This window comes from Citreicoccus inhibens (assembly GCF_019039035.1).
GTDB classification, from domain to species: Bacteria; Myxococcota; Myxococcia; order Myxococcales; family Myxococcaceae; genus Citreicoccus; species Citreicoccus inhibens.
This window is the reverse complement of sequence record NZ_JAHNZT010000004.1, coordinates 61,423-86,689: the sequence shown is the minus strand read 5'-3', so window position 1 is coordinate 86,689 and position 25,267 is coordinate 61,423. Positions and strand designations below refer to the sequence as shown.

Sequence of the window (25,267 nt, the reverse complement as noted above, 5' to 3'; positions counted from 1 at the left end):
GCACGCGCGTCCCAATCCCTTGCCTCGGCATTCGCGCCACTCTTAGTGTACGCGCCGTGCGAAACGCCCAGCCGACCACTGCTCCCTCGCCCTACAAGCCCCGCTTCCACGTCCGCATCGTGACCGCGGCATCGTTGTTCGATGGACACGACGCCGCCATCAACGTGATGCGCCGCCTCATGCAGGCGTCCGGCGCGGAGATCATCCACCTGGGGCACAACCGCTCGGTGGCGGAGATTGTCGACTGCGCCATCCAGGAGGACGCGCAGGGCATCGCGCTCACGTCCTACCAGGGCGGTCACGTCGAGTTCTTCAAGTACATGATCGACCTGCTGCGCGAGCGCGGGGCGAACATCAAGGTCTTCGGCGGCGGCGGCGGCACCATCCTCCCGACCGAGATTGAGGAGCTGCACCGCTACGGCGTCACCCGCATCTACTCGCCGGATGACGGCCGGGCCATGGGCCTCCAGGGGATGATTGATGACCTGGTGTCCCAGTGCGACTTCGAGAAGCGCACGCCGGACTTCGCGCCCGCGCTCGCCGCGCCGAAGAAGCGCGAGCCCGCCCGCCTCGCCTCGCTCATCACCGTGGCGGAGAACTTCGCGTCGGCCGGAGAGTCGCTGCGCGCCGCGCTCGCCGAGAACCTGGCCTCGGCCCCGCGCGTGCCGGTGCTCGGCATCACAGGCACGGGCGGCGCCGGCAAGTCGAGCCTGGTGGACGAGCTGGTCCGCCGCTTCCTCACCGACTTCCCGGACAAGACGCTGGCGGTGCTGTCGGTGGACCCCTCGAAGCGCAAGTCCGGCGGCGCGCTGCTGGGTGACCGCATCCGCATGAACGCCATCGACAACCCGCGCGTGTACATGCGCTCGATGGCCACGCGGCAGAGCAACCTCGCCCTGTCCAAGCACGTGGGCGAGTCCATCGACATCTGCAAGGCCGCCGGCTTCGACCTCATCGTGGTCGAGACCTCCGGCATCGGCCAGTCGGACACGGAGATCACCGAGCACTCGGACGCGTCGCTCTACGTGATGACCGCCGAGTACGGCGCGGCGACGCAGCTCGAGAAGATCGACATGCTCGACTTCGCGGACGTCATCGCCATCAACAAGTTCGACAAGCGCGGCTCGCTGGACGCGCTGCGTGACGTGCGCAAGCAGTGGAAGCGCAACCACAACGCCTTCACGCTCGCGGATGACGCGGTGCCCGTGTACGGCACCATCGCCTCGCAGTTCAACGACCCGGGGATGAACCAGCTCTACCGGGCCATCATCGACACGGTGGTGAAGAAGACGGGCGCGCCGCTCCAGTCCCACGCGGTGGCCACGCCGGGGATGAGCGAGAAGAAGTGGATCATCCCGCCCGAGCGCACCCGCTACCTGGCGGAGATCGTCGAGAACAGCGAGAAGTACGAGCAGTTCGTCCGCGACCAGGCCGCCATCGCGCGGCGCATGTACCAGCTCCACGGCACCATCGAGGCGCTGCGCACCAACGTGGGCAAGAAGCGCCTGGAGATTGTGGAGCCCCGTGACGCCTCGGACGTGGTGCACGTCACCGAGCGCGTGGAGGGCGAGCCCGCGTACCTGGGGGAGCTGGTGGCGCTGTACCAGGACCTGGAGTCCCGCCTCGCGGCGGACTGCCGTCGCCTGCTCTCCGAGTGGCCCGCCACCAAGCGGCGCTACGCGGCGTCCAAGTACCAGTTCCAGGTGCGCGACAAGGTCATCGAGCTGGACCTCATCTCCGAGTCGCTCTCGCACCTGCGCATCCCGAAGATCTCGCTCCCTCGCTACGAGGACTGGGGCGACATCCTCACGTGGCTGCTGCGGGAGAACGCGCCCGGCGCCTTCCCGTTCACCGCGGGCGTCTTCCCGCTCAAGCGCGAGGGCGAGGACCCCGCGCGCATGTTCGCCGGTGAGGGCGGCCCGGAGCGCACCAACAAGCGCTTCCACTACGTGTCCCGGGGCCTGCCCGCCAAGCGCCTGTCCACCGCCTTCGACTCGGTGACGCTGTATGGCGAGGACCCGGACCACCGCCCGGACATCTACGGCAAGGTGGGCAACTCGGGCGTGTCCATCGCCAACGTGGACGACGCGAAGAAGCTCTACTCGGGCTTCGACCTGGCGGACCCGTCCACCTCGGTGTCGATGACCATCAACGGGCCCGCGCCGATGCTGCTGGGCTTCTTCCTCAACGCCGCGGTGGATCAGCAGTGCGAGAAGTGGATCCGCGCCAACGGGAAGGTGGAGGAGGTCGAGAAGCGCATCGACGCGCTCTACCAGAAGCGTGGCGTGCCTCGGCCCCGCTACCAGGGCGACCTGCCCGCGGGCAATGACGGACTCGGGCTCCTGTTGCTGGGGGTGTCCGGGGACGAGGTGCTCCCGCGCGACGTCTACGAGCGCATCCGCGCGTCCACGCTGCAGAACGTGCGCGGCACGGTGCAGGCGGACATCCTCAAGGAGGACCAGGCGCAGAACACCTGCATCTTCTCGACGGAGTTCGCCCTGCGGCTGATGGGCGACATCCAGCAGTACTTCATCGACCAGAAGGTGCGGAACTTCTACTCGGTGTCCATCTCCGGGTACCACATCGCGGAGGCCGGGGCGAACCCCATCTCCCAGCTGGCCTTCACGCTGGCCAACGGCTTCACCTTCGTCGAGTACTACCTGTCGCGCGGGATGGACATCGACGACTTCGCGCCCAACCTGTCGTTCTTCTTCTCGAACGGCATGGACCCCGAGTACGCGGTGCTCGGTCGCGTGGCGCGGCGCATCTGGGCCAAGGCCATCCGAGACAAGTACGGCGGCAATGATCGCTCGCAGAAGCTGAAGTATCACATCCAGACATCCGGGCGGAGCCTGCACGCGCAGGAGATCGCCTTCAATGACATCCGCACCACGTTGCAGGCTCTGCTCGCCCTCAACGACAACTGCAATTCCTTGCACACCAACGCCTACGACGAGGCCATCACCACGCCCACCGAGGAGAGCGTGCGGCGCGCGTTGGCCATCCAGTTGGTCATCAACAAGGAGTTCGGTCTGTCCAAGAACGAGAACCCCAACCAGGGCTCGTTCATCATCGAGGAGCTGACGGACCTGGTGGAGCAGGCCGTGATGACGGAGTTCCGCGCCATCTCCGAGCGTGGCGGCGTGCTGGGCGCCATGGAGCGCATGTACCAGCGCTCGAAGATTCAGGAGGAGTCGCTCTACTACGAGACGCTCAAGCACGACGGGACGCTGCCCATCGTCGGCGTGAACACCTTCCTGGACCCCAAGGGCTCGCCCACCATCACCCCGCCCGAGGTCATCCGCGCCACGAAGGAGGAGAAGGACTACGCGATCACGGCGCGCGACGCCTTCTGGAAGCGCAACGCGGAGGTGGCCCCCGCCGCGCTGGAGGCCGTGCGCCGCGCCGCGCTGGACCACGGCAACGTGTTCGCCGCGCTGATGGACGCCTGCAAGGTGTGCACGCTCGGCCAGCTCTCCCGCGCGCTCTACGACGTGGGTGGGCAGTACCGCCGCAACATGTGAGCCGTCGGGGCGTTCACGCGCCCCGGTCCCGCTTCCCCAGAATGGGATGGTGCGGCTGTCCTCGTGGGACCGCAACTCGGCGCACTGGGTGAGTCAGAACGGTGGGGATGCGCGCGCGGCCAGCATCAGTCGTCCATCGCGAGCAAGCCGGGCGCGAAGTGGTTCGGCAACTGGAGCGGTGACATCGCGTCGGCGGTGTCGAGCTACGTGGGCGCGGCGGACACGCTGCCCCTCCTCGTGGCGTACAACGTCCCCGGCCGTGACTGCGGCGGCCAGTCCCCCGGTGGCGCGGGGAGCGCGGCCGCGTATCCGGCGTGGATCGCCGCCTTCGCGTCTGGCATTGGCAATCGACCGGCCGTGGTCATCATCGAGCCGGACGCGGCGGCCCAGGTCGACTGCCTCCCCAGCGACGCGGAGCGTGCGCTACGCCACCGAGCAGTTCCGCGACCACGCGCCCAACATGTTGGCCTACCTGGATGGCGGCAACGCGCCGTGGAGCGCCGCGGACACCATGGCGCAGCGGCCGGAGTCAGCGGGTGCGCACAACATCCGAGGCTTCGCGGTGGGCGTGTCCGACGTCTCCACCACCGCCGATTCGACGACGCCCGGGGCGGCGGTCAATGCGTCGCTCAACACGCGCTACGGCTACACGCCGCCGTTCGTGGTGGACACCAGCCGCAACGGCAATGGCCCCGATGACCCGAGGCCCCGCGCCAATGACTGCCAGCACCGCGCGCTTCTTCTCAGCTCACCCGCGCGTCAGTCCGCCTTCAGGGCGTTCAGCGTTGCCCCAGGTCCGCCCAGGGTGGGCGGCGTCCAGGTGTGCACCTTGCGGTTCTTCCAGTGGACGAACTTGAGCGACGGGTCCTCCAGCGGCACGTCGAAGGTGAAGGAGATGCGCGTGGGGCCCTCCGCGTCCGCCTCGACGATGCGGGCCTTCATGCCCTTCATGTCGAACTCGTCACCCTGCGCCACCGGGTAGTTCTTGCCGCGGTAGATGCGCTCCTCGAGCATGTTGAGGTAGTGCTGGCCCTTGGGCAGCGACAGCTCGATGGAGTTGGGGCCCGTGCGCGTCACCTCCTGGTCCTCCGCCTTGTAGGAGAGCACCCACCAGTTCTTCGGCAGCGGCATGCCCGTGGACCACCACTGCACGGAGGCGTAGATGCCAATCGTGCCGCCCGGCGAGTTGAGCACCACCAGGCGCTGGTTCGGCAGCTCCTTGAGGTCGAGCGCCTCCTCGTAGCGCTTGTGCACACGCAGGAACACCTCGCTCATGTTCTGGTAGGCATTGGCCGTCTGGGTCCAGACGTACGGCGAGGCCAGGACGTCCGCGAGGAACAGCACGCCCGCGCCCACCAGCACCAGCGCCGGACGGAGCGCCCGCGCGCGGCCCCGCCACGCGGCCCTCAGCACCACCGCGAGCCCCACGGCCATGCCCAGGCTGGGCACCAAGAGCGTGCGCGAACCGGCGAGCGGCGAGCTGGCCAGCCACGTGGACAGGAACGAGCCGGTCAGCATCCACTTCACCAGACGCCGCTCCTCCTGCTCCACCAGGGGCCACACGCCCCACAGCACCAGCGAGAACAGCGTCAGGCCGCCCAGGCCGATGAGCCGGAACATCGGGACGAACGACGAGTCGAGGATGTAGTCCACCGGCGCGCTGAGCGTCAGGCCCGCGATGGCGGCGGGGACGCGGTCGAACATCGCGGTGAACCACTGCGCCGGCGCGCCGAATGGATCCAGGTGCGTGTCCTGGTGCGCCGCGCCGTAGCCGAGCGCGCGGTACATCACGAAGTAGCCCGCCATCAGCACGCCGAACGGGATGAGCGACTTGATGCGCTGTGCCCGATTCCCCGGCCCGATGAAGGCCTCATAGGTCAGCATGTACGGAATCATGATGAGCGTCGTCTCGGCGCTCGCGAGGCCCAGGGCGAAGGCGATGAGCGAGCCCACCAGCGCGCCCTTGCGCTGACGCTCGCGCCACTCGATGTGGAACCAGATGCCCAGGGTTCCAAACAGCATGGACATCAGCAGGACGCGGTAGGACAGCCAGCCCACCACCGCCGCGTGCGAGCCGTTGATGGCGAAGAGGAACAGCGCGAACGCGGCCAGGGACGTGGGCAGCACGCGCCGGAACAGCAGCGCCACCAGCATCACCAGGCCCACGTACCAGAGCAGCGAGTGCACGTGGTACGCGAGGACGACGCGGTTGTAGAGCAGGTGGTCCAGGCCATACATCGCGCTGCCCAGCGGCCGGAAGAAGGCCAGCTTCACATGGGGCTCCACCCACCACGGGAAGATGCCGGCATGCGACATCGCCGCGGTGTGCTCCGGGATTCCCGTCGCGGTGCGGTACACGTCGAAGTGCGTGTTGGCCAGCGGCGCGGGCTGAACCAGGTTGTCCCAGACGCCGAGCCAGACGTAGTCGTCGAACATGAGGCCGCTGTTCAGGGTCAGCAGACTCAGCAGGCCCGCGGCCGCGACTGAAATCCAGAAATAGCGTCGAAACGACCAACCCTTGGAGGTCGGCGAGGAGGTGGTATCCATGTTTCAAGTATCTATCAGCGTGGTGCCCCCACGAGATAGGTCCCGCCAGGTCATCCGCTGGGACGGGAAGTGAAGGGCTTCGGGGATGCGGAAGGAATCCCCTCCCGAGGCTGGCTCCGGCGGTACTCGCCGGGCGGGACGCCGATGATGCGGCGGAAGGCGCGATTGAAGGCGAACTCCGAGGTGTAGCCGACGTGGCCCGCGATGGCGGCGAGGCCCTCCTGGGTGTCTCGCAGCCGGCGCGCGGCCTCCTGCATGCGCAGCTGCGTGAGGTATTCGAGTGGCGCCATCCCGACCTCGCTGGCGAAGCGGCGCGCGAGCGTGGCCCGCGACGTGCCCGCGCGGTGCGCGAGCGTGTCGACGGTCCAGGGCGTCCCGGGCTCCGCGTGCATCCAGCCCAGGGCGCTCGCGAGCGTCCGGTCTCCGAGTGCCCCGAGCCATCCCGCGCCGCCGGGAGGCTGCGCGTCCGCCCAGGCGCGCAGCATTTGAATCAAGAGGACGTCGAGCAGTCGCGAGGCGACGAGGGAGGCGCCTCGCTCCGCGCGCTCGTACTCGCGTTCCAGGAGCGCGATGGTGGGGAGCAGCTCGCGCGCTTCAGGGGAGGCTCCCCGGAGGTGGACCCGTTCTGGGAGCAGCTTCATGACGGGGTGCGCGCCCGGGTCCTCGAACGCGAAGAAGCCGCAGATGAGCCGCGACTCCACGCCGGCTCCACCGAGCAGGTACGACGAAGCGCTCTGGCCGCGCGTGGCCAGCCACTCGTCCAGGTTGACCTTGGGGCTGCGGAGGGAGTCGGCCACGGTGTGGCCTTCGCCTCGGGGAAGCAGCACGAGGTCGCCGGGGCCGAGCGGGACGTGCTCGGGACCTTGGGTCAAGTGGCAGGTGCCCGCGATGACCAGGTGGAGGGTCGCGGTGGAGGTGGAGGGGAGGCGCAGTCCCCAGGGCGCGCGGGCCACGGTGCGACAGTAGAGCTGCCCGCGCAGGCGGGTGCGCTCCATGATGTGCCCGAGCAGGTCCGAGGGATGCGAGAGGTCCATGCCCGAGAAGGTAACAGGCGCATGCGAGAAACGCTCAGGCGGTGAGCGTTTCAGGCAAAAGGTTGAGCGGCGGGCGAATGGTGCGTGAGGGCCGGATTCGGCACATTGCGCTCATCAACGACGCACCCACTCCCTCGGAGACGCACATGACCTCGACGAATACGAAGTTGTCCTGGAAGCTCACCTCGCCCACCGCGGTGTTCACCTTGATCCTGGGGGCCTTCATGTTGTTCCTCAGCATCAACGGGGTGTTGAACCCGGTGGAAGCGGCCAAGGGGTTTGGCCTGTCTCTCACGGGCACCGAGGCCATCCCGTGGATGCATGTGAAGGCGGGGCGTGACCTGGGAATCGCGTTGGGGATCTTCGGATTGGTGGCGGTCCGGCAGCGCCTGGCGGCGGGGGCCTTTGTCCTGGCCTCCATCGTGATGCCCACGGTGGATGCCCTGACGGTGGTGCAGGCGGGGACCTCGGTGCCCTATGCGCTCATGGTTCACGGGAGCGCGGTCGTCTACGGCGTGGTGCTCGCCGCCGCGCTGTTGCGCCCGAGTGCGGTGCGCAGCGCTTGAGTCGGGCGCGCCTTGAATCGCGACGGAGCTTTTGGGAAGGGTGGGGTCATGGCCCCGCCGCTTCGAATCGACTGTGGTCCCTGTGTCCTGCGTCCCTGGAGGCTCGGGGACGAGGCGTCGCTGGTTCAGCACGCCAACCATCGCGACGTGTGGAGCAGTCTTCGCGACCGCTTCCCGCATCCCTACACGGAAGCGGATGCTGCGTGGTGGATCGGCCATGCCGCCGGTGACGCCCAGTCGTTGAACCTCGCCATCGAGGTCGACGGAATGGCGGTGGGCTCGATGGGGCTGATTCCTGGCACGGACATCGAAAGGTACTCGGCGGAGGTCGGGTATTGGATTGGACCGGCGATGTGGGGACGCGGCATCGTGACGGCGGCGCTCGGCGCGTTCTGCACGTCGAGCTTCGAGCGCTTCGAGTTCATCCGTCTGTTCGCACTCCCCTTCGCGGACAACACGGCGTCATGCCGCGTGTTGGAAAAGGCAGGCTTTCAGCGCGAGGGATTGCTGCGCCGAAGCGCCGTGAAGGATGGTCGGGTCCGAGACCAGTACCTCTACGCCCGCTTGCGCTGAGGTGGGGAAATCGCTGCTCTGAGCGCATGCACGATGCGGGCAGTCCTTGAGGCGCGCAACGGATGGCCATGGATGCGTGCCGTGTTCGAGAAGGGTTTCCCTGATGCGAGGGCGTCCATTGACGCCCTGGCGAAGTCGCTGAGCGACGATGTGGTCCTGGTCGCCTTCACGCCCAAGCAGGGGGCTTGCGTCCAGGATGGGATTGCTCTGGATATGGGCGCTACCTACGCCGTGGACGTGCGGACATGGCGCATCCTCGCCGTTCAGAATTAGGCGTGCGGGCGTGGTGTTCGGCTTCGTGAATTCCCCGGTATGCTTTGCCCCATGGTCTCCGGGTCCAGCTCCATCCTTCGTGTGATGCTGTGGGTGCTCCTGTTCGCTGGCCCCTCGGTGCAGGCGTTCCCCGGGCCCGCGACGCCCCCGAAGGGGCGGCCCTCGTCCACCCTCCATGACAACAGCGCGATCGGCGAGCTGCTGAAGCCGGTGGCCGAAGCCCTGGTTCAGGGATTGGTCTATGCGCTTCGGGACGGCGGGACGCATCGCGAGCGATTGGACATGGCGCCGTTGGATCAGGGGCTCGGCTTGCGCCACGCGCAGCCCCTGACGATTCGGACCGGAGCCCAGGCGTTGTTGCTGCGAGACGGCAGCGCGGTGGACTTCTTCCTGGGGATGGACTTGGGGCGGTTGGGCGTGGCGGCGCGATGGATGCGGTCGTCGCCCCGGAGTCGTCAGTTGGGCTCGGCCTTGGTTCTCACGGAGCTTCGGATCTCGTGGGCGCTCCTGGCCTCCGAGTTTGCTCGGCTCCGCCTGGAGGCCGGCGCTGGCGCTTTGCTGGCGCCTGACAAGGACCGACTCGGTCCCATGGCGGGGCTGTCTTTCGAGGGCTGCGTATGGGGACCGCTCGACGTGGAGCTTCGTGCGATGGTGACCCCGCTTCCCTACCGACAGGTGGACGGGACCGCGGGGCTGGCGGCGCACGTGGGCGCCTTGGTGGTGCGGGGCGGCGCGCGCGGCATCTACTTGGACCACGCGGGCGCGCTGGCGGCACACGCGCGCGATGGTGGGCTCCTCGGGCTCTACTTGGGAATGGGCGTCGACTTCTGAGGGCGTCGCTCAGGCGCGCACGAGGGGCGCTGCGTCTTTCGCCACGCGGGTGAACTCCATCACCCAGTTGGTCTCCCAGACCTCTCCGTCGAGGGAGAATGCCTGCTCCCAACGTGCGCGGTCAGAGCCCAGTCGCGTCCACCGGAAGACCACTTGGATGGGCCGGCCTCCGTCCGTATCCTCGCCGTAGAAGAGGCCGACGTCGCCCGTGAAGCCTCCCAGCACGGGTGGGAGCAGCACGCCGCTCCGACTGTCAATCCAGTAGATGGACCAGCGGCGCGCCTTCAGGTCGAAGGTGCGCAACGCCATGCCCGAGAAGCCGGGCTCGAAGTCTGTCTCCTCCACGTTCGTCAGGCCGCCCAGGTGCGGCTGGCAGCGCATTTTCGATGTGAATACGTCCCAGTCATCGCTCTCGACGAACCGCTGCTTCAGCTTGCGGTTCACGCACGTCCATTCGCCCATGACGAAGTCGAAGTCACGCACGGTGCCCGTAGGCAGAAGGGGAAGGGGCTTCATGGGGCAAATCCTTTCGCGGGCGTGTTCAGCGCAGTTCCGAGCGGGCGGTCGGGGCAAGGCTCAGATGTTCCAGCGGCGCGCCCAGCCATGGTTGGAGGGACTCGCGCCAGGGCGCGGACTCCGCTCGGCGCCGCATGTGCTCGTGAGGGTGTTCGCGGTTGGGGAACACCGTGAGCCACGCGAAGACCTGCTCTCCCGTGCGCACGGGCAGGGCGGGGAAGGTGTTCTCACGGGCGTCGGTCTGGTACAGCGCGCGAGGCGCTGCGCCGATACTCCCGAGCGCTGGACGCACGTGTTGTTCGAAATGGGTGAGCAGCGTGAGGTCGGCGGGGGCCTTCAGGTAGCAGAGGGTGAGCTCCACGCGTGATTCGGGGCGCACGTCTGTTCCGAATGGAGGCCGAGGCTGGCTGGGATGCGGAAGGCCGCCGTGCTCACCGACCGGACGCAGGAGCAGGACATTGTCGGAGTCCACCATGGTCGCGTTCGCCGTGTTCCGGTGCTCCTTCCACACGGGGCCTCCGTAGAACGAGCGGAGCGCGTCCCGGCGTGACTCCATGTCGCGGAAGCCACGCATCCACACGAAGCAGTCCGGCTTTTCTTCGTCGCGGAACTGCCCGATGAGATGCATCCCCTCGGCTTCCTGCGTCTCGATGAAGTGCTGTTCAAAGAGGGAGATGAGCACGTCGCGCTGGCCAGGGTGGAGCGTGTACTGGCGCAGTTCGAGGACCGAGCAACAAGAGCCGAGGGCCGACATGGTGACTTCCAGGGGAGTGGGGCTGGGCGCATCCTTGCCCCAGGACTGGTAGGGTCACAAAGACCACTTTCGTGCGAATCGGCCATACCAGTTGAAGACCTCCGTGGGTGTCGCCTCCTCGTTGCTGCTGCGCCTCGACGCGCAGTCGACCGTTCCCCTCCATGAGCAGATTTTCGAGGGCCTTCGAGCCCGCATCCTGTCCGGCGCGCTGGCACCCGGTCTGCGGCTGCCGTCCTCCCGTCAGCTCGCGGCCGAACTGGATGTGGCTCGGAGCACTGTCCTCCAAGCGGTGGATGCCCTCACGGCCGAGGGGTATCTGGTGGCTCGCGCTGGCTCCTGCACGCGTGTCGCGCCCGAGCTGCCAATCATCCCGGAGTCCCGAAGTCGGACCCGTGCGGCTCGCGGCTCCGCGTCCATTGCTTCCAACCACGCTCATGCCTCCGAGCCGGCGCGCTCCACGTGGCTCACCGCAGAGGTGGCTGTTCGTTCCGCGCGGGGGCGGGCCCCAGGCGCGGACCGCGCTGGAGCCGGGCTGCATCCCTTGGAGGACGTGAGTCCGGTCGGCGGGCGAGCTGTTCTCGGGCCGCGGCCGGGTGTCACCGCGCGAGGTGTCGTGGCCTCACCGGTGGGGGCACCGCGGTTGGGCTCCGCGCCTCGTGCCTTCCGGCCCGGAGTGCCCGCGCTCGACCTGTTCCCGACCGCGTTGTGGGGACGCACGGTGTCTCGTGTGCATTCTCGGGCGAGCACCGCGTTGCTCGACGGGGGAGACCCCGCCGGTCACGCGTCCCTTCGCGAGGCCATCGCCACGCATGTCTCCGCCGCGCGGGGGGTGCACTGTGTTCCAGCGCAGGTCTTCATCACGGGAGGGACCCAACAGGCCATTGATGAGGTCCTCCGGCTCGCGGTGCGGCCAGGAGACTCCGTGTGGATTGAGGACCCTGGATACGCAGGCGCACGCCGCGCGGTGCTCTCCGCGAGGGCGAAGCCGGTGCCGGTGCCCGTGGACTCGGAGGGGCTCGATGTGGCCGTGGGTATCACCCGTGCGCCTCGGGCCCGCGCCGCGGTGGTGGTGCCCTCGCATCAGTATCCGCTGGGCTCCACGTTGAGCCTCGCGCGCCGCATGGCGCTGCTCCAGTGGGCGAAGCGCTCGCGCGCGGTCATCATCGAGGACGACTACGACAGCGAGTTTCGACATCGGGGGCGCCCGCTCACCGCGCTCCAGGGGCTCGATGACTGGGGCTGCGTGGTGTACGTGGGCACGTTCAGCAAGTCGATGTTCCCCGGGCTCCGGTTGGGCTTCCTCATCGCGCCGCCCGCCTGGGTGGATGTCTTTGCCGCGGCTCGGTCCACCGCGTCGGCTCCGGCTTCGTCGCTGGAGCAGGCGGCGCTCGCGGCCTTCCTCTCGGAAGGGCACTTCGCTCGCCACCTGCGCCGGATGCGCGTGGCCTACCGCGAGCGCGGTGAGGCGCTGCTCGATGCGTTGCGCGCGGACTGTGCAGGGGCGCTGACGCCTCGGCCGTGTGACACGGGCATGCAGGCGTGTGCGGCGCTCGCGGCGCCGTGGTCCGATGTGCGAGTCCGAGATGAGGCGGCCCGTCTGGGCGTGGAGGTGGCCGCGCTGTCGGATTACTTCCTGGGCCGGCGCCGGGAATCGGGGCTCGTGTTTGGCTTTGGGTGTGTGCGCCCCGAGGCGTTTCGCGCGGGGACGCGGCTGCTGGCCCGGGCGCTCGACGCGGCTCGGCCGCCGTGACTCAGGAACAGACGTGACTCAGCGCGTGGCGGGGGCCGGGTTCTCCGCGTGGGGGAGGGGTGGAACGGGCGTGGGTTTCCCGTGCGCATCGAGGGCGACGAGCACGAAGCGACCGCGCGTTCCAAGCTGCCGGTCTCCGGTGCGCAAGTCCTCGGCGAACAGGTCCACCTCCACCGTCATGGACGTGCGCCCCGTGGCGACAACCCGCGTCACCAACTCCACGAGCTGCCCCTGTCGCACGGGGACATGGAAGTCGACGCGCTCGCTGTTCGCGGTGACCACCGTGCGTCGCGCGTAGCGAGACGCGCCGATGAAGGCTGCCTTGTCCATCAGCGCGAGGGCCTGTCCTCCGAAGAGGGTTCCGTAGTGGTTCGTCTGCTCGGGGAAGACCATCTCGATGAGACGGGCTTCGGTGACGAGACCTGCTTCGATGCGCTGGGGATGGGCCTCAGAGGTCATGACGTTGCTCGGGCGAGGAGTGAGAGGGCTGGGGTGGGGCGCTGTCGCGGCGAACGAGGATGAGCGAGTCGGGGTGTGTTCCCACCAGCAGTCGCTCCGCATCCCAGCTCCACACGTTGTCAGTTGTGGCAGGCGGCGGTCCGCCGAACGTGGGCAGCTCCGTCCAGGGGAGGTCCGTGAGCAGGGCGCCGTGACGTCCGAGGACCTCCGCCAGTGCGTCCAGGGTGGGGATGTCGCCCGTCTCGGCCCGTTGCCCGCGGACCGCGGCGCGATAGCTCCACGCGCGTGTGGACGATTCCTCATCGAGGAAGATGCGCAGGACTCCATTCCGGGACTGCTCTTTCATGCGGCACGCTCCACGCTCATCGCGAGCCCTTGCCCCACGCCGACGCACAGCGTGGCCAGTCCCCGGCGCACGTTTCGGTTCCGCATCGCGTGCACCAGGGTGGTGAGGATGCGTGCGCCGCTGGAGCCCAATGGGTGTCCCAGCGCGATGCCTCCGCCATGCACGTTGACCCGCTCCGGTGACACTTCCAGGTCGCGGATGCACGCCAGGGCCTGCGCGGCGAAGGCCTCGTTCAACTCCAGCAAGTCGACCGAGTCGATGCTCCACCCGGCGCGGGCCAGGGCCTTGCGTGTCGCGGGCACGGGACCCACGCCCATGTAGCGGGGATCCACGCCCACGCTCGCGCTGCTCACATAGCGCGCCAGCGGCGTGGCTCCCGTCTCGCGCAGTCCACGCTCGCTCATCAAGAGGAGCGCGGAGGCGCCGTCGTTGAGCGTGGAGGAGTTTCCAGCCGTCACGCTGCCGCCCTGACGAAAGGCGGGCTTCAGCGCGGCCAGTCGCTCCAGCGAGGTGTCCGCGCGGGGGCCCTCGTCGGCCTCCAGCTTCACCGGGGCGCCCTTGGGCTGGGGCACCTCGACCGCGACAAGCTCGCGAGCAAAGGCGCCGCTCTCGCGTGCCGCCACCGCCTTGCGGTGTGAGGCGAGCGCGAAGTCATCCTGGGCCTCGCGCGAGATGCCCCATTTCTCGGCGACGTTCTCGGCGGTCTCTCCCATCTGCTCCAAGGGGAAGAGGGCTGCGAGGCGGGGATTGGGATAACGCCAGCCCAGGGCGGTGTCCCAGGCCTCCCACTTGCCCGAGGGGAAACCGTCCTCGGGCTTGGGCATGGACCACGGGGCGCGCGTCATCGACTCGACGCCTCCCGCGAGCACGATGTCCGCCTCGCCCACTTGGAGCATGCGGCAGCCTTGGATGACGGCCTCCATTCCGCTGGCGCAGAGTCGGTTGACGGTGACGCCGGGCGCGGACGCGGGCAGTCCCGCGAGCAGCAAGGCCATGCGCGCGACGTTGCGGTTGTCCTCGCCGGCCTGATTGGCGCAGCCGAGGAAGACCTCGTCCACCCGAAGGCCGTCCAAGGCGTTGCGCTCCAGGAGGGCGCGCAGGACCTGCGCGGCCAGGTCATCCGGTCTCACGCCCCGGAGGGCGCCTCGGAACCTGCCGATGGGGGTGCGGATCGCGTCGACGATGAAGGCCTCGGCCATGAGTGCTCCGTGTGGGGTTCGTTAGAGATAGAGGCGCTTCGGATCGAGCTTCTCGCGCAGCAGCGTGAGCACGGAGGCATCTGGCTCCGTGGACTGGCGCACTGTCTCGGCCACGCGCAGAGGCCAGCCACAGGACTGCCGCACCTGTTCGGGCGTGACGCCTGGGTACACCTCGGTGAGCACCGCCTCGCCCGTGGTGTCGAAGTCGAGCACGCCCAGGTCGGTGATGATGCGAGTGGGCCCGCCGCCGGGCATGCCCAGCTCCTCGCGGCTTCGCCCATTCACCCGGTGCCCGGGGCTGGTGACGAAGTCGCAGGACTCCACGAAGGTGCGCCGGCTCATGCGCATGACGATGAGCAGCCGCCGCGCGTGCACGGCAATCTCACACGCGCCGCCGCTGCCGGGCAGGCGCACCTTGGGATTGGCATGGTCGCCGATGACCGTGGTGTTGATGTTGCCCCAGCGGTCCACCTGCGCGCCGCCCAGGAAGCCCACCTCGATGAGGCCGCGCTGGAGCATGCACTGGAAGATGTCTGCCTGCCCCACGACGGCGAGCGAGTTCGTCACCAGGGACGGGTCGCCAATGGATACGGGCAGGCGCTCCGGCATCGCGCCCACCGCGCCCGACTCGTAGATCATGAAGAGCCCTGGCGCGTGAATCTCTCGCGCGAGGTTGCACGCCAGGTTGGGCAGACCAATGCCCACGAAGACGACGTCCCCGTCTCGAAGCTCCTGCGACGCGCGATAGGCCATCCGCTCGGAGGCGGTGGGACCTGCCCCTGTTTCAATAGCCATAGTCCACCCCCTCGCAGATGCGCGCCTTGGCGCGGAGCTTGTCGAGCAGCCCGCTCTCCAGCCTCGACAGGTACCCCTGTCGGTCCTTCACGCCGTAGACGAACTCCTCCAGCCACGCGCGATACGTCTCGGGTTGGCGCGAGATGTCTTCCCACTTCACGTAGAAGTCGTTGTCCCGGTCGTGGAAGCCCTGCACGAAGCTGGGGTGGCAACCCCAGGGCTCATGCACCACGTGCGAGACGATGATTCCGGGCACCAGCGTGCGGTTGGGGTCTCTCCGGATGAGCTCGGTGGAGACGATCTCCTCGGCCACGACGATGACCTTGCGCGCGGCGAAGGCCGCTTCCTTCTGCGAGCCGAGCAGGCCCCAGACCTGGGCGTTGCCCTCCCGGTCCGCGCGCTGACAGTGGATGATGGCCACGTCAGGATGCAGGGCCGGCACGGTGGCCAACTGGCGCCCCGTGTAAGGACACTGCACCGTCTTGATGGCTGGGTTCACGCGGGCGATATCGCCGCCCTGGTAGTTGCTGAGAGGCCAGAACGGCAGCCCCGCGCTGCCGGCCATCAGCCGGGACAGCAGCCCGAAGTGCGAGTACTCCTCCAACTCCAGCCGCTCGGCCGATGACGCCTCGCTGCGGCGGCGCAGCGCGTGCAAACTGCCCACGCCGGGGTTGCCTGCCCAGCTGAAGACGAGCTTGCGCACCGCACCCGCTTCGATGAGTTGATCGTAGACAAGGTCGGGCGTGAGCCGGATGGCGGTCAGGTCTCGGAAGCCCTGGCGGATGATTTCATGTCCGGCCGCGAAGCAGATGAGGTGGGTGAAGCCGTCAATCACCAGCGAGCCGCCGTTGCGCACGCTCGAAGCGATGGCTTCCTTCATGGAGCAGAGCTTGTTCATGGATGCGCCTCGCGGGCTTCAGAGCTTCACGCTCTCGTCAGAGGGCTGGGAGAGGGGCACGGGGAGGGGCAGCTCCCGCAGGCACTCCTCGAGGATGCGCAGCATGACTCCGACTTCGTGCGGACCCACCACCAGCGGCGGGGCGAAGCGGATGGTCGACTTGCCGCAGGACAGCAGCAGGAGCCCCTTTCGGAAGGCCAGCTGCTCCAGCGCGGCCACGTAGGCGCCGGCGGGGTCGCGCGTCCCGGGGATGACGAACTCCGCGCCCACCATCAGGCCCACGCCGCGCACGTCTCCGATGACGGGATGCCGGGCCTGAAGCTCGCGCAGCCCGTGCATGAGCACCTCGCCGGTGGAGCGCACGGAGTCGAGGAGCCCTTCGACCACGTCCAGGGTGGCGAGCGCCGCCGCGCAGCACACGGGGTTGCCGCCGTAGGTGCTGCCGTGCGAGCCGCGAGGCCACGTCATCACCGACTCTCGCGCGATGATGGCGCCCAGCGGCATGCCCGAGGCGATGCCCTTCGCGGACACGAGGATGTCCGGCATCACGCCGAAGTGCTCGGCCGCGAACATGTGGCCCGTGCGGCCGATGCCCGATTGCACCTCGTCGAAGACGAGCAGGATGCCGTGCGCGTCGCAGATGCGGCGCAGGTGCTGGAGGAAGCTCGCGGGCGGAACCACGTAGCCACCCTCGCCCAGGATGGGCTCCACGAAGATGGCGGCGACCTCGCGAGGATCCACGTGGTTGACGAACCACTCGCGCTCCAGCGCCAGGGCCGGATTGCAGGCGTCACCGCACGTGCCGGGCGCGCAGCCGTTGGGGCAGTGATAGGGATTGGCGTACGGCAGGTGGATGACGCCGGGGAGCAGCGGCCCGAAGAAGGCACGCTGGGCCACCTTTGACGAGTTGAGCGAGATGGCGCCGTAGGTGCGGCCGTGGAAGCCCCCCTTGAAGGCCACGACGTACTGCCGCCGGGTATGGTGACGCGCGAGCTTGAGCGCTCCCTCCACGGCCTCGGTGCCGGAGTTGGTGAGGAAGACGCGCTTGGGCCCCATCTCGGGCAGGTAGCAGGCGAGCCGCGCGCACAGGCGAGAGAACGCGTCGTAATAGAAGTCGGTGCCGCAGATGTGCAGGAAGCGGTCCGCGGCGGCGTGAATGGCCTTCACCACGGTGGGGTGGGAGTGCCCGGTGGACGCCACCGCGATGCCGGCCATGAAGTCGAGGAAGCGGTTGCCATCGACGTCGTAGACCCACGGGCCCTCGCCGCGCTCGACGACCAAGGGATACTCCTTGATGTACGAGGGCGAGCTGTGGCGCTGGTCCATCGCGATGATGGACTGCGCGTTCGGGCCGGGGGGCGCCACCTTCACTTCGGGAAAGAGCTTGCTCATGGGGCCTTCCTCGCGGGGCATCAGCTCATCCGCGTCTGCGCCTGCTCGCGCATGAACTGAGAGACGTAATAGGGACCGCAGCCGCCCTTGCCGGACGCGCCGCTGGACTTCCAACCGCAGAACGACTGCACGCCGGGCCAGGCGCCCGTCGTCGCGCCCGTGCCCCGGTTGGCATAGAGGACACCGGCCTCGGCCTCGGCCATGAAGCGCTCCACGTCCGAAGGGTCGCGGCTGAAGACTCCAGCGGTCAGGCCGTAGTCGCAGTCGTTGGCCAGACGCAGCGCTTCATCCAGGGTGCGGAAGCGGGTGATTCCGACGAAGGGGAGGAACAGCTCCTCGCGCATCAAGCGGTGGTCGTGTCCCAGCGCGACCACGGTGGGCTCCACGAAGTGGCCCCGCGCGAGGTCGTCTTCCCATCGCGGACGTCCGCCACCCGCGATGATGGCGCCGTCCCGGCGCGCCTCGTCCACCGCGCGCTCGAAGCGCTGGACCGCCGCGGCGTTGATGACGGGGCCGGTGAACACCGACGCGAGCGATGGGTCTCCCACCTTCGCCTCGCGCGCCTTGCGCGCCAGCCCGTCGGTGAAGTCGTTGAGCCGTGACTCGTGAACGTAGATGCGAGACAGCGCGCTGCACTTCTGTCCGGACAGGCCAAAGGCGGAGCGGAAGCAGCCCTCGATGGCGAGCTCGAGGTCCGCGTCGCGGCAGACGATGGCGGGGTTCTTCCCGCCGAGCTCCAGGAAGCACGGGCGCACGCGGCCGGTGGACAGGTGCCGGTGGATGTCCATGCCCACCGCCTTGCTCCCGGTGAACGAGACGCCGTCCACGCCCGGATGGCGCACCAGCGCCGCGCCGAGCGACTCGCCTTCGCCGTGCACCACCTGGAACACGCCGGGAGGCAGGCCCGCGTCCGCGAGCGCGTGATACAGGCCCTCGGCGCACCACGGCGTCTCCTCGCTCGGCTTGAGGATGACGGCGTTGCCGCCCAGCAGCGCGCCCGCGCTCATCCCCGCGGCGAGCGCCAGCGGGAAGTTGAAGGGCGCGACCACGGCGAACACGCCATAGGGGCGCAGCACGCTCAGGGTGTGCTCGCGCGGGGAGAGGCTCGCCATGGGCCGGCGGAAGCCCTCGGCCTCTTCGAGCTGTCGCGCGTAGTAGCGCAGCAGGTCCGCGGACTCCTCCACGTCACCCAGTGACTCCAGCCGGCTCTTGCCCACCTCCAGCGTCATCCGCGCGGACAGCTCCATGCGCCGCTCGGAGATGAGGTCCGCGGCCTTCCGGAGGATGCGCACGCGCTCCTCCCACGCGGTGGCGCCCCACGCGCGCTGAGCCTCGCGCGCGGCGCGCACCACGCGGTCGAGCTCCGAGACGGGCGTGCGATGGAAGGAGGCCAGCAGCTGGTCCGGCCGCGCGGGGTTGCGACTCTCCAGCAGCTCTCCGCTCTGATACGGCGCGCCGGCGATCCACGACGGGAGGTGCGCGCCCAGCGTGCCTCGGACCGTGTCGAGCGCCGCGTCGAACTGGGCGTGCAGCGCGGACAGGTCCGCATCCAGCACCGAGTAGGTGATGCGAAAGCTCATGACGCCTCCTAGGAGAACTGCTGGAAGAACTGCTGGATGCCGCGCGAGAGGGTGTCGACCAGCTCGTCCACCTCGGCCTCGGTGATGACGAGCGGGGGGCCGAGCATCAGCAGGTCACCGTTCGTCCCATCGGCGTGGCCGGTGTTGGACCAGACGACGAGGCCCTGCTCGAAGAGCGCGGCGAGCAGGCGCTCAGCGACCTTGCGTGCGCGAGGGAAGGGCCGGCGGCTGGCGGTGTCCTCCACCAGCTCGATGCCCGCCATCAACCCCACGCCCTGCACCGAGCCCACGTGGGGCAGGCTCAGGAGCGACTCGCGCAGCCGCCGCTGGAAGTGCGCGCCCACTTGAGCGGCGTGGGCGACCAGGTCATGGCGCTCGTAGTAGTCGAGCACGGCGAGTCCCGCCGCTGTGATCGCGGGCGCCTGGAGATAGGTCTGCGCGTGCATGAAGCCGCCGGAGCCTCGGCGCATCTCGTCCAGGTGGTCCTGTCGCGTGAGCACCGCGCTCAATGGCGCGTAGCCACCGCCGAGTCCCTTGCCCAGCACCAGCAGGTCGGGCGTGAACTGGAATCGCTCACTGGCGAAGAAGTGCCCGGTGCGCCCGCAGCCGCACATGACCTCGTCGGCGATGGTGAGGATGCCGTACTCACGACACAGCGCGCTCACCTGCTCGAAGTAGCCGGGAGGCGGGGGCGAGGCTCCCGCGGACGAGCCGATGACGGGCTCGGCGATGAAGGCCGCGATGGTGTCGGGCCCCTCGCGGCGCAGCGTCTCCTCCAGCAGCTTCACGTAGTGGGCCGCGCCGTCGCGCGCGTAGTTCTCCAGCCCCGAGCGGTACGGGTAGGGCGCGGGCGTGGTGACGACCTCGGCCAGCATCGGCCCGAAGAACGTCTTGTAGTGAGGCCGCCCGGAGAGCGAGAGCGCGTAGAGCGTGTTGCCGTGATAGCCAGGCACGCGGGCAATCACCTTGGTGCGCTGGGGCTGACCGCGTTCGACGCAGAGCTGTCGGGCGAACTTCACCGCCGCCTCCACGGCCTCCGAGCCCGAGCAGAGAAACGCGGCGCGGCTCAGTCCCGCGGGGGCGAGCGCGCACACCCGTGAGGCGAGCTGCTCGGTCACGTCGGTGGTGAAGTGCGTGCCATTGACGTAGGCGACCCGGAGCAGCTGCTCGTGGATGCGCTCGACCACCTCGCGGTTGCCGTGGCCCACGCTGGCCACGAGCGCTCCGGCGGAGGCATCCAGGTAGCGCTTGCCGCGCGCATCGAACAGATGCACGCCCTGGCCATGCGTCACCACGGGGAACTCGCGCGTCAGATTGCGCAGGAGCACATTCCCCTGGGGGTAGCGCACGCTGGTTCCTGCTTCGTCCCGCATTCCGTCGGTCCTCCACGCAGCGCGGGCGACCGAGGTCGCCCGACAGGGCTCCCGCGTGGAAGAAGGGCTGTCGCGATGCGCGCGAGCGCGCACCAGGCTCGGGAAGAGCCCACGGACCGACCTTCGCCCCCACGGGCGACTGGAGACACGAGGGGTGAAGGTTCGGAAAAGCCGAGACGCGACGAGGCTCGACGAAGCGCCCGTGCTGCTCGGACCTTCCGGCCGTCCCACGCGGCTCCAGGTCGAAACCGGCCGTGGATTTCTCCCACGGTCGGATGCGGGCAGGTCTTCGGGCTCGTGAGCGCTTCGGCCTTGGGGGCCGGCTTCCTACTGCCCGTCACTTCCCAGCTCCCAGGGGGAGCCAGTGTCATGGACGGGGTTCGTTCTCACTGACCGCTGCGGGGCAGCCCCGGAATTACACCGGGTTCCCTTTTAAGCCTGGACCGAGATCCAGGCACCAGCACGGCGCGGTTTGTACAGGCGGCTTCTTCGCGGTGTCAAGCGGCGAGCCCGCGAGGTGGGCGCGTGAGGGCATGCAGCGCTCGATGCCTGACAGTGCCACACGCGAACCCAAGAGGGTCCCCAGTCTCCCTTCAAATGGTCATGATTGATGACAGGAGACTGTCGAAATGTATGTGATTGAAGGGACGTGCGGGGCTCAGTCTGTTTCGGCGCGCCGCTTCAACCTGCCGATGATGCGGCTCAAGGAGACAGGGGTGATGCCCAGGTAGGCGGCAATCTGGTGTTGGGGCACCCGGCCCACCAGCTCTCCCTGGTCGCGGCGAAACGCGAGGTATCGGTCCGTGGCGTTCAGGCGCAGCAGTTGATACTCGCGCTCCTCGCGTTCGAGCAGCAGCGACTCCGCCACCTTGCGGCCCAATTCCTGCCAGCAGGCATGGCGCCCATAGAGTTGGGTGATGTCGGAATGGCTCATCACCAGCAGCGCCGTCTTTTCCAGCGCTTGGACGTTGAGGATGGAGGGGGCGCGACTCAAGAGGGAGGCATACGCGCCCGCGAGCTGGCCTTCGGACGCGAAGCCCCGGACAACCTCGCTGTCATTCCGATCGAGGTAGTACTTGCGGATGAGGCCGCGCAGCACCCAGCCGAACTCCATCGCGACATCGCCCGCGCGGGTCAGGTATTCGCCGCGGTCGAGGCGTCGGGGGCGGAAGAGGGTTCGCGCGAAGTGCCACTCTTCGTCCGGCACGGGAGCGAGCTTTCGCACGTAACTCAGGAAGGCGTCGGAAGGGTGCGGCGTGAGCATCGTTATCCCAGGATAACGCCGGACTGCTCCACCGTGGCGTAGAGAGGGCGGATCATGTCCACCTCGCCTCGCCTCCGTCATCCATTGCTCGAGTCTGGTTTCCGTCTGGTCGCCTATCGCGGCGGTGGAGGAGAGCGCCCCGAGAACACCCTGCTCGCGTTCGAGCACGCGGCCCGCATCTCGGACGACATCGTGCTGGAGGTCGACATCCAGCGCACCCGTGATGGTGTCTTGGTCGGGATGCACGACGAAACGGTGGACCGCACCACGGACGGCCGAGGCCGGGTGGACGCGCTCGCGCTGGCGCAGCTCCAGTCGCTCGACGCGGGCTTCTCATTTCAGGATGGGCAGGGGGCGTATGCCTATCGAGGCGCGGGGGTACGGGTGCCCACGCTGGATGAGCTGCTCGCGGAGCATCCGCGGGCGCTGTTCGCGCTCGATGTCCACACCCAGCACCCCGAGGCGCCGGGGGAGTTGGTGAAGTGGGTGGAGAAGCATCAGGCGCAAGGACGGGTCATCGTGGTGAGTGAGCACACGGCGGTGGTCGAGGCCACGCGGAAGCTTCGTCCGGATTGGCTCTACTCGGCGACGGCGCGGCAGGCCCGCACGCGGTTGGTGTTGGAGCGTCTGCGGCTGGACAGGCTGGCGCCCGGAGTCCCTTGTATCCTCATGGTGCCGGAGCGCCACGCGGGGATGCAGGTGCTCACCCGGCGGCTGATTGATGTCGCGCACGACCGGGGCGAGCGCGTCTGGCCATGGCTCGTCGAGACCCCCGCGGATGCTCAGCGCTTCATCGACCTGGGCGTCGATGGGTTCTTCACGCCGTTCCCCAGCCGGTTCCATCGGTGAACGGACTCTGCACCGTCTGGTGGATGCCTCTTCATACTCTTGGCGTGCTCGACCGCGGTGGCCTGCCGCCTGGAGTTCTTGCAGGCGCAGTCGGCGTGGTTGGTCTAAAGCCAGTCGCCGCTGGCGAGTTCGCACCCACGTTGGTGTGTACCCCCGACCCGGTGGTGCTTTGGCGCGATGAGTCCTGTGGGCTCCTCGGGAACGATGGGGACTCCCTCCCGGTCGTCGAGTTGTCGCGCGAGCCGCTCGCGGGCGTGTGAGCCTTTGCGGCTCGGGATTGCTGGCTCGCGGAGTGGCTCACCGGAAGATGCGCTTCCCCGCCTCGGGGCGCAGGACGGTTTCCTTCATCGCGACCTGGAAGTCCTCCAGGTCGTGGGCCTGAGCCACGGAGACGTGGAAGGACTCCGGGGCGGTGAGCTTCACGAGCCACTGAAGCGGCTCCTGTGCCTCGGGCTTCGGCGGGTCGAAGAAGTACCGGTACACGTCCGTGGGCGGGCCCGGTTGATTGAATGCAATCGCCGCGATGAGCGGTGGAGCACAGCGTTCACGCGCTCGAAGCAGGCTTCTCACATCAGCGCCACATGGCGCGCCATGCGGCGGCTCGTGGGGGGCACGCCGACTGCGTTGGAGCGGAGGACCCCAGGGCGCAAGGTTCGTTGGGCCCCCCCTGCGCCTTGGAGGCGGCGCGGCATGAGGCCAGTCATCGCAATGTGGATGAAGGCTTCGGATGAATGCTCGTGCCGCTCGGAGTCACGAGCCAATCGCCGCCGCTGGCGCGCCAGCCACGAAGCCTCTGTCCTTCTCGGAGTGCCGGACACTCCCCAGCTTCAATCCGGCCTCCTTGACGGCTGGGCGTGTGGCTACGCGCGCAGCTTCGTACGCAACTGGTAGGTGAGCTGTTCGCGCAGGCCCGTCAGGGCCTTGAGCGCGCGGTCCGCACTCAGGCCCCAGTGGGCGGGAATCCGCGAGGGTTCCAGCACGGGCTCTCCGCCGCGCCAGCTCACCAGGTTCACCGCCTCGATGCCGTCTTGCGGCAGGTAATACAACTCGTACTCCGCTTCGGCGTTGCCCTTGGGGTCCCAGTAGCGCACCAGCTTCCAGTCCACCGCGCGGACGCACTGCACATGGCACGGCTGCGTCACCACGCCCGGGCGGATGGGCGCCTTCGCTTCGCTCGCCGCCCGGCGCACGGACTCCAGGAAGCTGCCGAACTTCATGCGGATGCCCTGGGCCGGCGTGGGCAGGGGCTCGGTCACCATGTCGTCCGTGACGAAGAGGACGGCCTCGCGCGACTGCCCATTCGGCTCCGTTACGCTCGGCACCTCTCCGCGCAGATAGGGCGAGAGGTCGGCGCCCACCAACGGCTGCACCGTCTGGTGCGGAATCTGCCTGGCCAGCCTGTCCCTCGCGCTTGCGTCGAAGCCCGCCAATCCCAACAGCGTGGGCACCACGTCGATGTGGCTCGTCACCGCGTCCCGGTACTCAATGGCAATCCCCGGGTTGACCCGCCGCGAGGACACCACGAAGGGCACGTGGATGACCTCCTCGTAAGCGCTGTGCCACTTCTGGATCATCCCGCGATGCGCCCCGCCATGCTCGCCATGGTCCGCGCAGAAGACGACCAGCGTGTTGTCCGCCAGGCCGCTGTCCTTCAGGCACCGCATGACCCGGGCGATCTGCCGATCCACCAACTGCTGGAGGAACGTGTAGAAGCGCAGGTACTCCAGGAACCAACCGCGCGGGTTTCCGCTGAGCTGGAACGGCAGGGGCGAGCGCGCCTCACCCGCGCCGTTGCCTCCCGTGGCCAGGGCCAGCCCCACCTTGTAGGACGCGTCCAACTGCGCCCGAGGCTTGGTGTCCAGGGACTCTTCCAGGGTGGGCGGCAGCGTGGCGCAGTCGAGCGGGAGTCCCTCGGGGTTGAGCGCCACCGGCAGGGTTCCCTGGGGCGGAGGCCGCGTGCGCGCCCCGAGCGGGGGGATATGCCGGGGCTGGCCCGGCTCCATCCCTCCGGGTAGCGCCTGATTCCATTGCTGTGGATAGCCGGAGATGTCCCCCGGGTTCATCAAGGACAGCACGGCCAGCCACGGCTTGCCGGCCTCGTCTCGGGCGCGCTGGGGATTGCCGCCGAAGCCCAGGCCCGCCGCCTTGCGCCGCAGGAAGGTGACGGCCAGGTCCGTGAATCCGATGTCACGATAGACCCCCAGGTCGCCGTGGCTGGCGCCCTGGGGCTCTGGCTGGGACAGCTCCCAGTCCCCAAAGCCCCAATCCTGGAGCGAGCCGTGGCGGGGATGCGAGACGTGCCACGCGCCGAAGTAGTGGGTGGAATAGCCCGCGGCCCGGAACCAGTCCCCCAGCGTGGGGACGCCATGCGGATCCAACCAGGGGAAGGCCGGGTCCGTGGCCTCCTTGAAGATGCCCTCCGACTGAGTCACGCCCGTCATCGCGCCGTAGTGCCCCGTGAGGAGCGCGGCCCGGCTGGGGGTGCAGGCCGAGCTGGCGATGGTGTGGCGCTGGAAGCAGACCGCGTGCTCGCGCAGCGCCATGAAGCCTGGGAAATGCCTCACATAGGCATTGCCCTCGCTCAGGGGCGCAAAGCCCATCACCTCCTTGATGCCCCGGGCCATGCCGACGTGCGCCTTGCTGGCCTCGTCATAGGCGAAGCGGGGGAACTGGAGCTGGCCCACCAGGAGCAGCAAGACATTGGGAGGGCTGGACGGCGTGGAACTCATCGTGGCGGGTCACGA

The 25,267-nt window shown here is 68.5% G+C and carries 22 protein-coding genes, 2 pseudogenes and 1 riboswitch; of the genes and pseudogenes, 9 read left to right on the top strand and 15 right to left on the bottom strand.

Annotation, left to right across the window (positions count from 1 at the left end; translation table 11 throughout):
- Positions 1-56 precede the first annotated feature (56 nt).
- From KRR26_RS06835 to KRR26_RS37785, 3 genes and pseudogenes are all read left to right on the top strand, one after another.
- Positions 57-3,524, top strand: a complete 3,468-nt coding sequence (locus KRR26_RS06835; RefSeq protein ID WP_217079415.1) for a methylmalonyl-CoA mutase family protein — start codon at positions 57-59, stop codon at positions 3,522-3,524.
- 63 nt (positions 3,525-3,587) lie between these two features.
- Positions 3,588-3,857, top strand: a pseudogene (locus KRR26_RS37790) (glycoside hydrolase family 6 protein); the annotation flags it as partial.
- Positions 3,784-4,215, top strand: a pseudogene (locus tag KRR26_RS37785) (glycoside hydrolase family 6 protein); the annotation flags it as partial. The pseudogenes KRR26_RS37790 and KRR26_RS37785, both read left to right, overlap by 74 nt.
- A 68-nt stretch (positions 4,216-4,283) precedes the next feature.
- Here the strand turns inward: KRR26_RS37785 and KRR26_RS36670 are convergent.
- Together KRR26_RS36670 and KRR26_RS06825 are read right to left on the bottom strand one after the other, a co-directional pair.
- A complete protein-coding gene (locus KRR26_RS36670) occupies positions 4,284-6,071 on the bottom strand; it encodes a hypothetical protein (protein WP_233576892.1) in 1,788 nt (595 codons plus the stop codon).
- A gap of 50 nt (positions 6,072-6,121) precedes the next feature.
- The gene (locus tag KRR26_RS06825; protein WP_217079414.1) at positions 6,122-7,105 is read right to left on the bottom strand and encodes an AraC family transcriptional regulator; all 984 of its coding nucleotides are present in this window, start codon (positions 7,103-7,105) and stop codon (positions 6,122-6,124) included.
- A gap of 146 nt (positions 7,106-7,251) precedes the next feature.
- On the opposite strand from KRR26_RS06825, the gene KRR26_RS06820 reads away from it, so the two are divergent.
- The 4 genes from KRR26_RS06820 to KRR26_RS06805 all read left to right on the top strand — a co-directional run bounded on the left by KRR26_RS06820 (position 7,252) and on the right by KRR26_RS06805 (position 9,348).
- Positions 7,252-7,671, top strand: a complete 420-nt coding sequence (locus tag KRR26_RS06820; RefSeq protein WP_217079413.1) for a DUF4267 domain-containing protein — start codon at positions 7,252-7,254, stop codon at positions 7,669-7,671.
- 48 nt (positions 7,672-7,719) lie between these two features.
- Positions 7,720-8,244 (top strand): GNAT family N-acetyltransferase, encoded by a 525-nt coding sequence (locus KRR26_RS06815; protein WP_217079412.1) that lies wholly within the window; start codon positions 7,720-7,722, stop codon positions 8,242-8,244.
- A 72-nt stretch (positions 8,245-8,316) separates the two neighbouring features.
- On the top strand, positions 8,317-8,517 hold the full coding sequence (locus KRR26_RS06810; RefSeq protein ID WP_120206116.1) for a hypothetical protein: 201 nt from the start codon (positions 8,317-8,319) through the stop codon (positions 8,515-8,517).
- A 51-nt stretch (positions 8,518-8,568) separates the two neighbouring features.
- On the top strand, positions 8,569-9,348 hold the full coding sequence (locus KRR26_RS06805) for a hypothetical protein (protein ID WP_217079411.1): 780 nt from the start codon (positions 8,569-8,571) through the stop codon (positions 9,346-9,348).
- A gap of 9 nt (positions 9,349-9,357) precedes the next feature.
- Here the strand turns inward: KRR26_RS06805 and KRR26_RS06800 are convergent, their stop codons facing one another.
- The gene (locus KRR26_RS06800) at positions 9,358-9,864 is read right to left on the bottom strand and encodes a hypothetical protein (protein WP_217079410.1); all 507 of its coding nucleotides are present in this window, start codon (positions 9,862-9,864) and stop codon (positions 9,358-9,360) included.
- A 25-nt stretch (positions 9,865-9,889) separates the two neighbouring features.
- Positions 9,890-10,618 carry an NIPSNAP family protein gene (locus KRR26_RS06795; RefSeq protein ID WP_217079409.1) on the bottom strand — a complete coding sequence of 243 codons (729 nt, stop codon included), beginning with the start codon at positions 10,616-10,618 and terminating at the stop codon, positions 9,890-9,892.
- A 103-nt stretch (positions 10,619-10,721) separates the two neighbouring features.
- Here KRR26_RS06795 and pdxR point away from each other — a divergent pair, with 103 nt between their 5' ends.
- On the top strand, positions 10,722-12,368 hold the full coding sequence (gene pdxR / locus KRR26_RS06790) for a MocR-like pyridoxine biosynthesis transcription factor PdxR (RefSeq protein WP_328707068.1): 1,647 nt from the start codon (positions 10,722-10,724) through the stop codon (positions 12,366-12,368).
- 18 nt (positions 12,369-12,386) lie between these two features.
- On the opposite strand, the gene KRR26_RS06785 is transcribed toward pdxR, so the two are convergent.
- From KRR26_RS06785 to KRR26_RS06745, 9 genes are all read right to left on the bottom strand, one after another.
- A complete protein-coding gene (locus KRR26_RS06785; RefSeq protein WP_217079408.1) occupies positions 12,387-12,827 on the bottom strand; it encodes an acyl-CoA thioesterase in 441 nt (146 codons plus the stop codon).
- Complete coding sequence (locus KRR26_RS06780; protein WP_217079407.1) at positions 12,817-13,173, bottom strand: hypothetical protein; 357 nt, start codon at positions 13,171-13,173, stop codon at positions 12,817-12,819. The genes KRR26_RS06785 and KRR26_RS06780 overlap by 11 nt, the downstream gene beginning before the upstream one ends.
- On the bottom strand, positions 13,170-14,372 hold the full coding sequence (locus tag KRR26_RS06775; protein ID WP_217079406.1) for a thiolase family protein: 1,203 nt from the start codon (positions 14,370-14,372) through the stop codon (positions 13,170-13,172). Before KRR26_RS06775 ends, KRR26_RS06780 begins: the two co-directional genes overlap by 4 nt.
- Positions 14,373-14,393: 21 nt before the next feature.
- A complete protein-coding gene (locus tag KRR26_RS06770) occupies positions 14,394-15,167 on the bottom strand; it encodes a CoA-transferase subunit beta (RefSeq protein WP_233576894.1) in 774 nt (257 codons plus the stop codon).
- The gene (locus tag KRR26_RS06765; protein ID WP_217079405.1) at positions 15,157-16,065 is read right to left on the bottom strand and encodes a CoA transferase subunit A; all 909 of its coding nucleotides are present in this window, start codon (positions 16,063-16,065) and stop codon (positions 15,157-15,159) included. Before KRR26_RS06765 ends, KRR26_RS06770 begins: the two co-directional genes overlap by 11 nt.
- Positions 16,066-16,083: 18 nt before the next feature.
- Positions 16,084-17,457 (bottom strand): acetyl ornithine aminotransferase family protein, encoded by a 1,374-nt coding sequence (locus KRR26_RS06760; protein ID WP_217079404.1) that lies wholly within the window; start codon positions 17,455-17,457, stop codon positions 16,084-16,086.
- A 20-nt stretch (positions 17,458-17,477) separates the two neighbouring features.
- Positions 17,478-19,037, bottom strand: a complete 1,560-nt coding sequence (locus tag KRR26_RS06755; protein ID WP_120206126.1) for an aldehyde dehydrogenase family protein — start codon at positions 19,035-19,037, stop codon at positions 17,478-17,480.
- Between the two features lie 8 nt (positions 19,038-19,045).
- Positions 19,046-20,410: an aminotransferase family protein gene (locus KRR26_RS06750; RefSeq protein WP_217079403.1), complete on the bottom strand. Its 1,365-nt coding sequence runs from the start codon at positions 20,408-20,410 to the stop codon at positions 19,046-19,048.
- A 263-nt stretch (positions 20,411-20,673) separates the two neighbouring features.
- Positions 20,674-20,887, bottom strand: a riboswitch (cobalamin riboswitch).
- Between the two features lie 181 nt (positions 20,888-21,068).
- Positions 21,069-21,635, bottom strand: coding sequence for a Crp/Fnr family transcriptional regulator (locus KRR26_RS06745; RefSeq protein ID WP_217079402.1), 567 nt, complete (start codon positions 21,633-21,635; stop codon positions 21,069-21,071).
- A gap of 93 nt (positions 21,636-21,728) precedes the next feature.
- Between KRR26_RS06745 and KRR26_RS06740 the strand changes: the two genes are divergently transcribed.
- On the top strand, positions 21,729-22,523 hold the full coding sequence (locus KRR26_RS06740) for a glycerophosphodiester phosphodiesterase family protein (RefSeq protein ID WP_120206129.1): 795 nt from the start codon (positions 21,729-21,731) through the stop codon (positions 22,521-22,523).
- Positions 22,524-22,820: 297 nt separating this feature from the next.
- Here KRR26_RS06740 and KRR26_RS06735 read toward each other — a convergent pair whose 3' ends face one another.
- Both KRR26_RS06735 and KRR26_RS06730 read right to left on the bottom strand, forming a co-directional pair.
- Positions 22,821-23,093: a hypothetical protein gene (locus tag KRR26_RS06735; protein ID WP_217079401.1), complete on the bottom strand. Its 273-nt coding sequence runs from the start codon at positions 23,091-23,093 to the stop codon at positions 22,821-22,823.
- Between the two features lie 290 nt (positions 23,094-23,383).
- Positions 23,384-25,252 carry a sulfatase-like hydrolase/transferase gene (locus KRR26_RS06730; RefSeq protein WP_120203292.1) on the bottom strand — a complete coding sequence of 623 codons (1,869 nt, stop codon included), beginning with the start codon at positions 25,250-25,252 and terminating at the stop codon, positions 23,384-23,386.
- Positions 25,253-25,267: the final 15 nt, after the last annotated feature.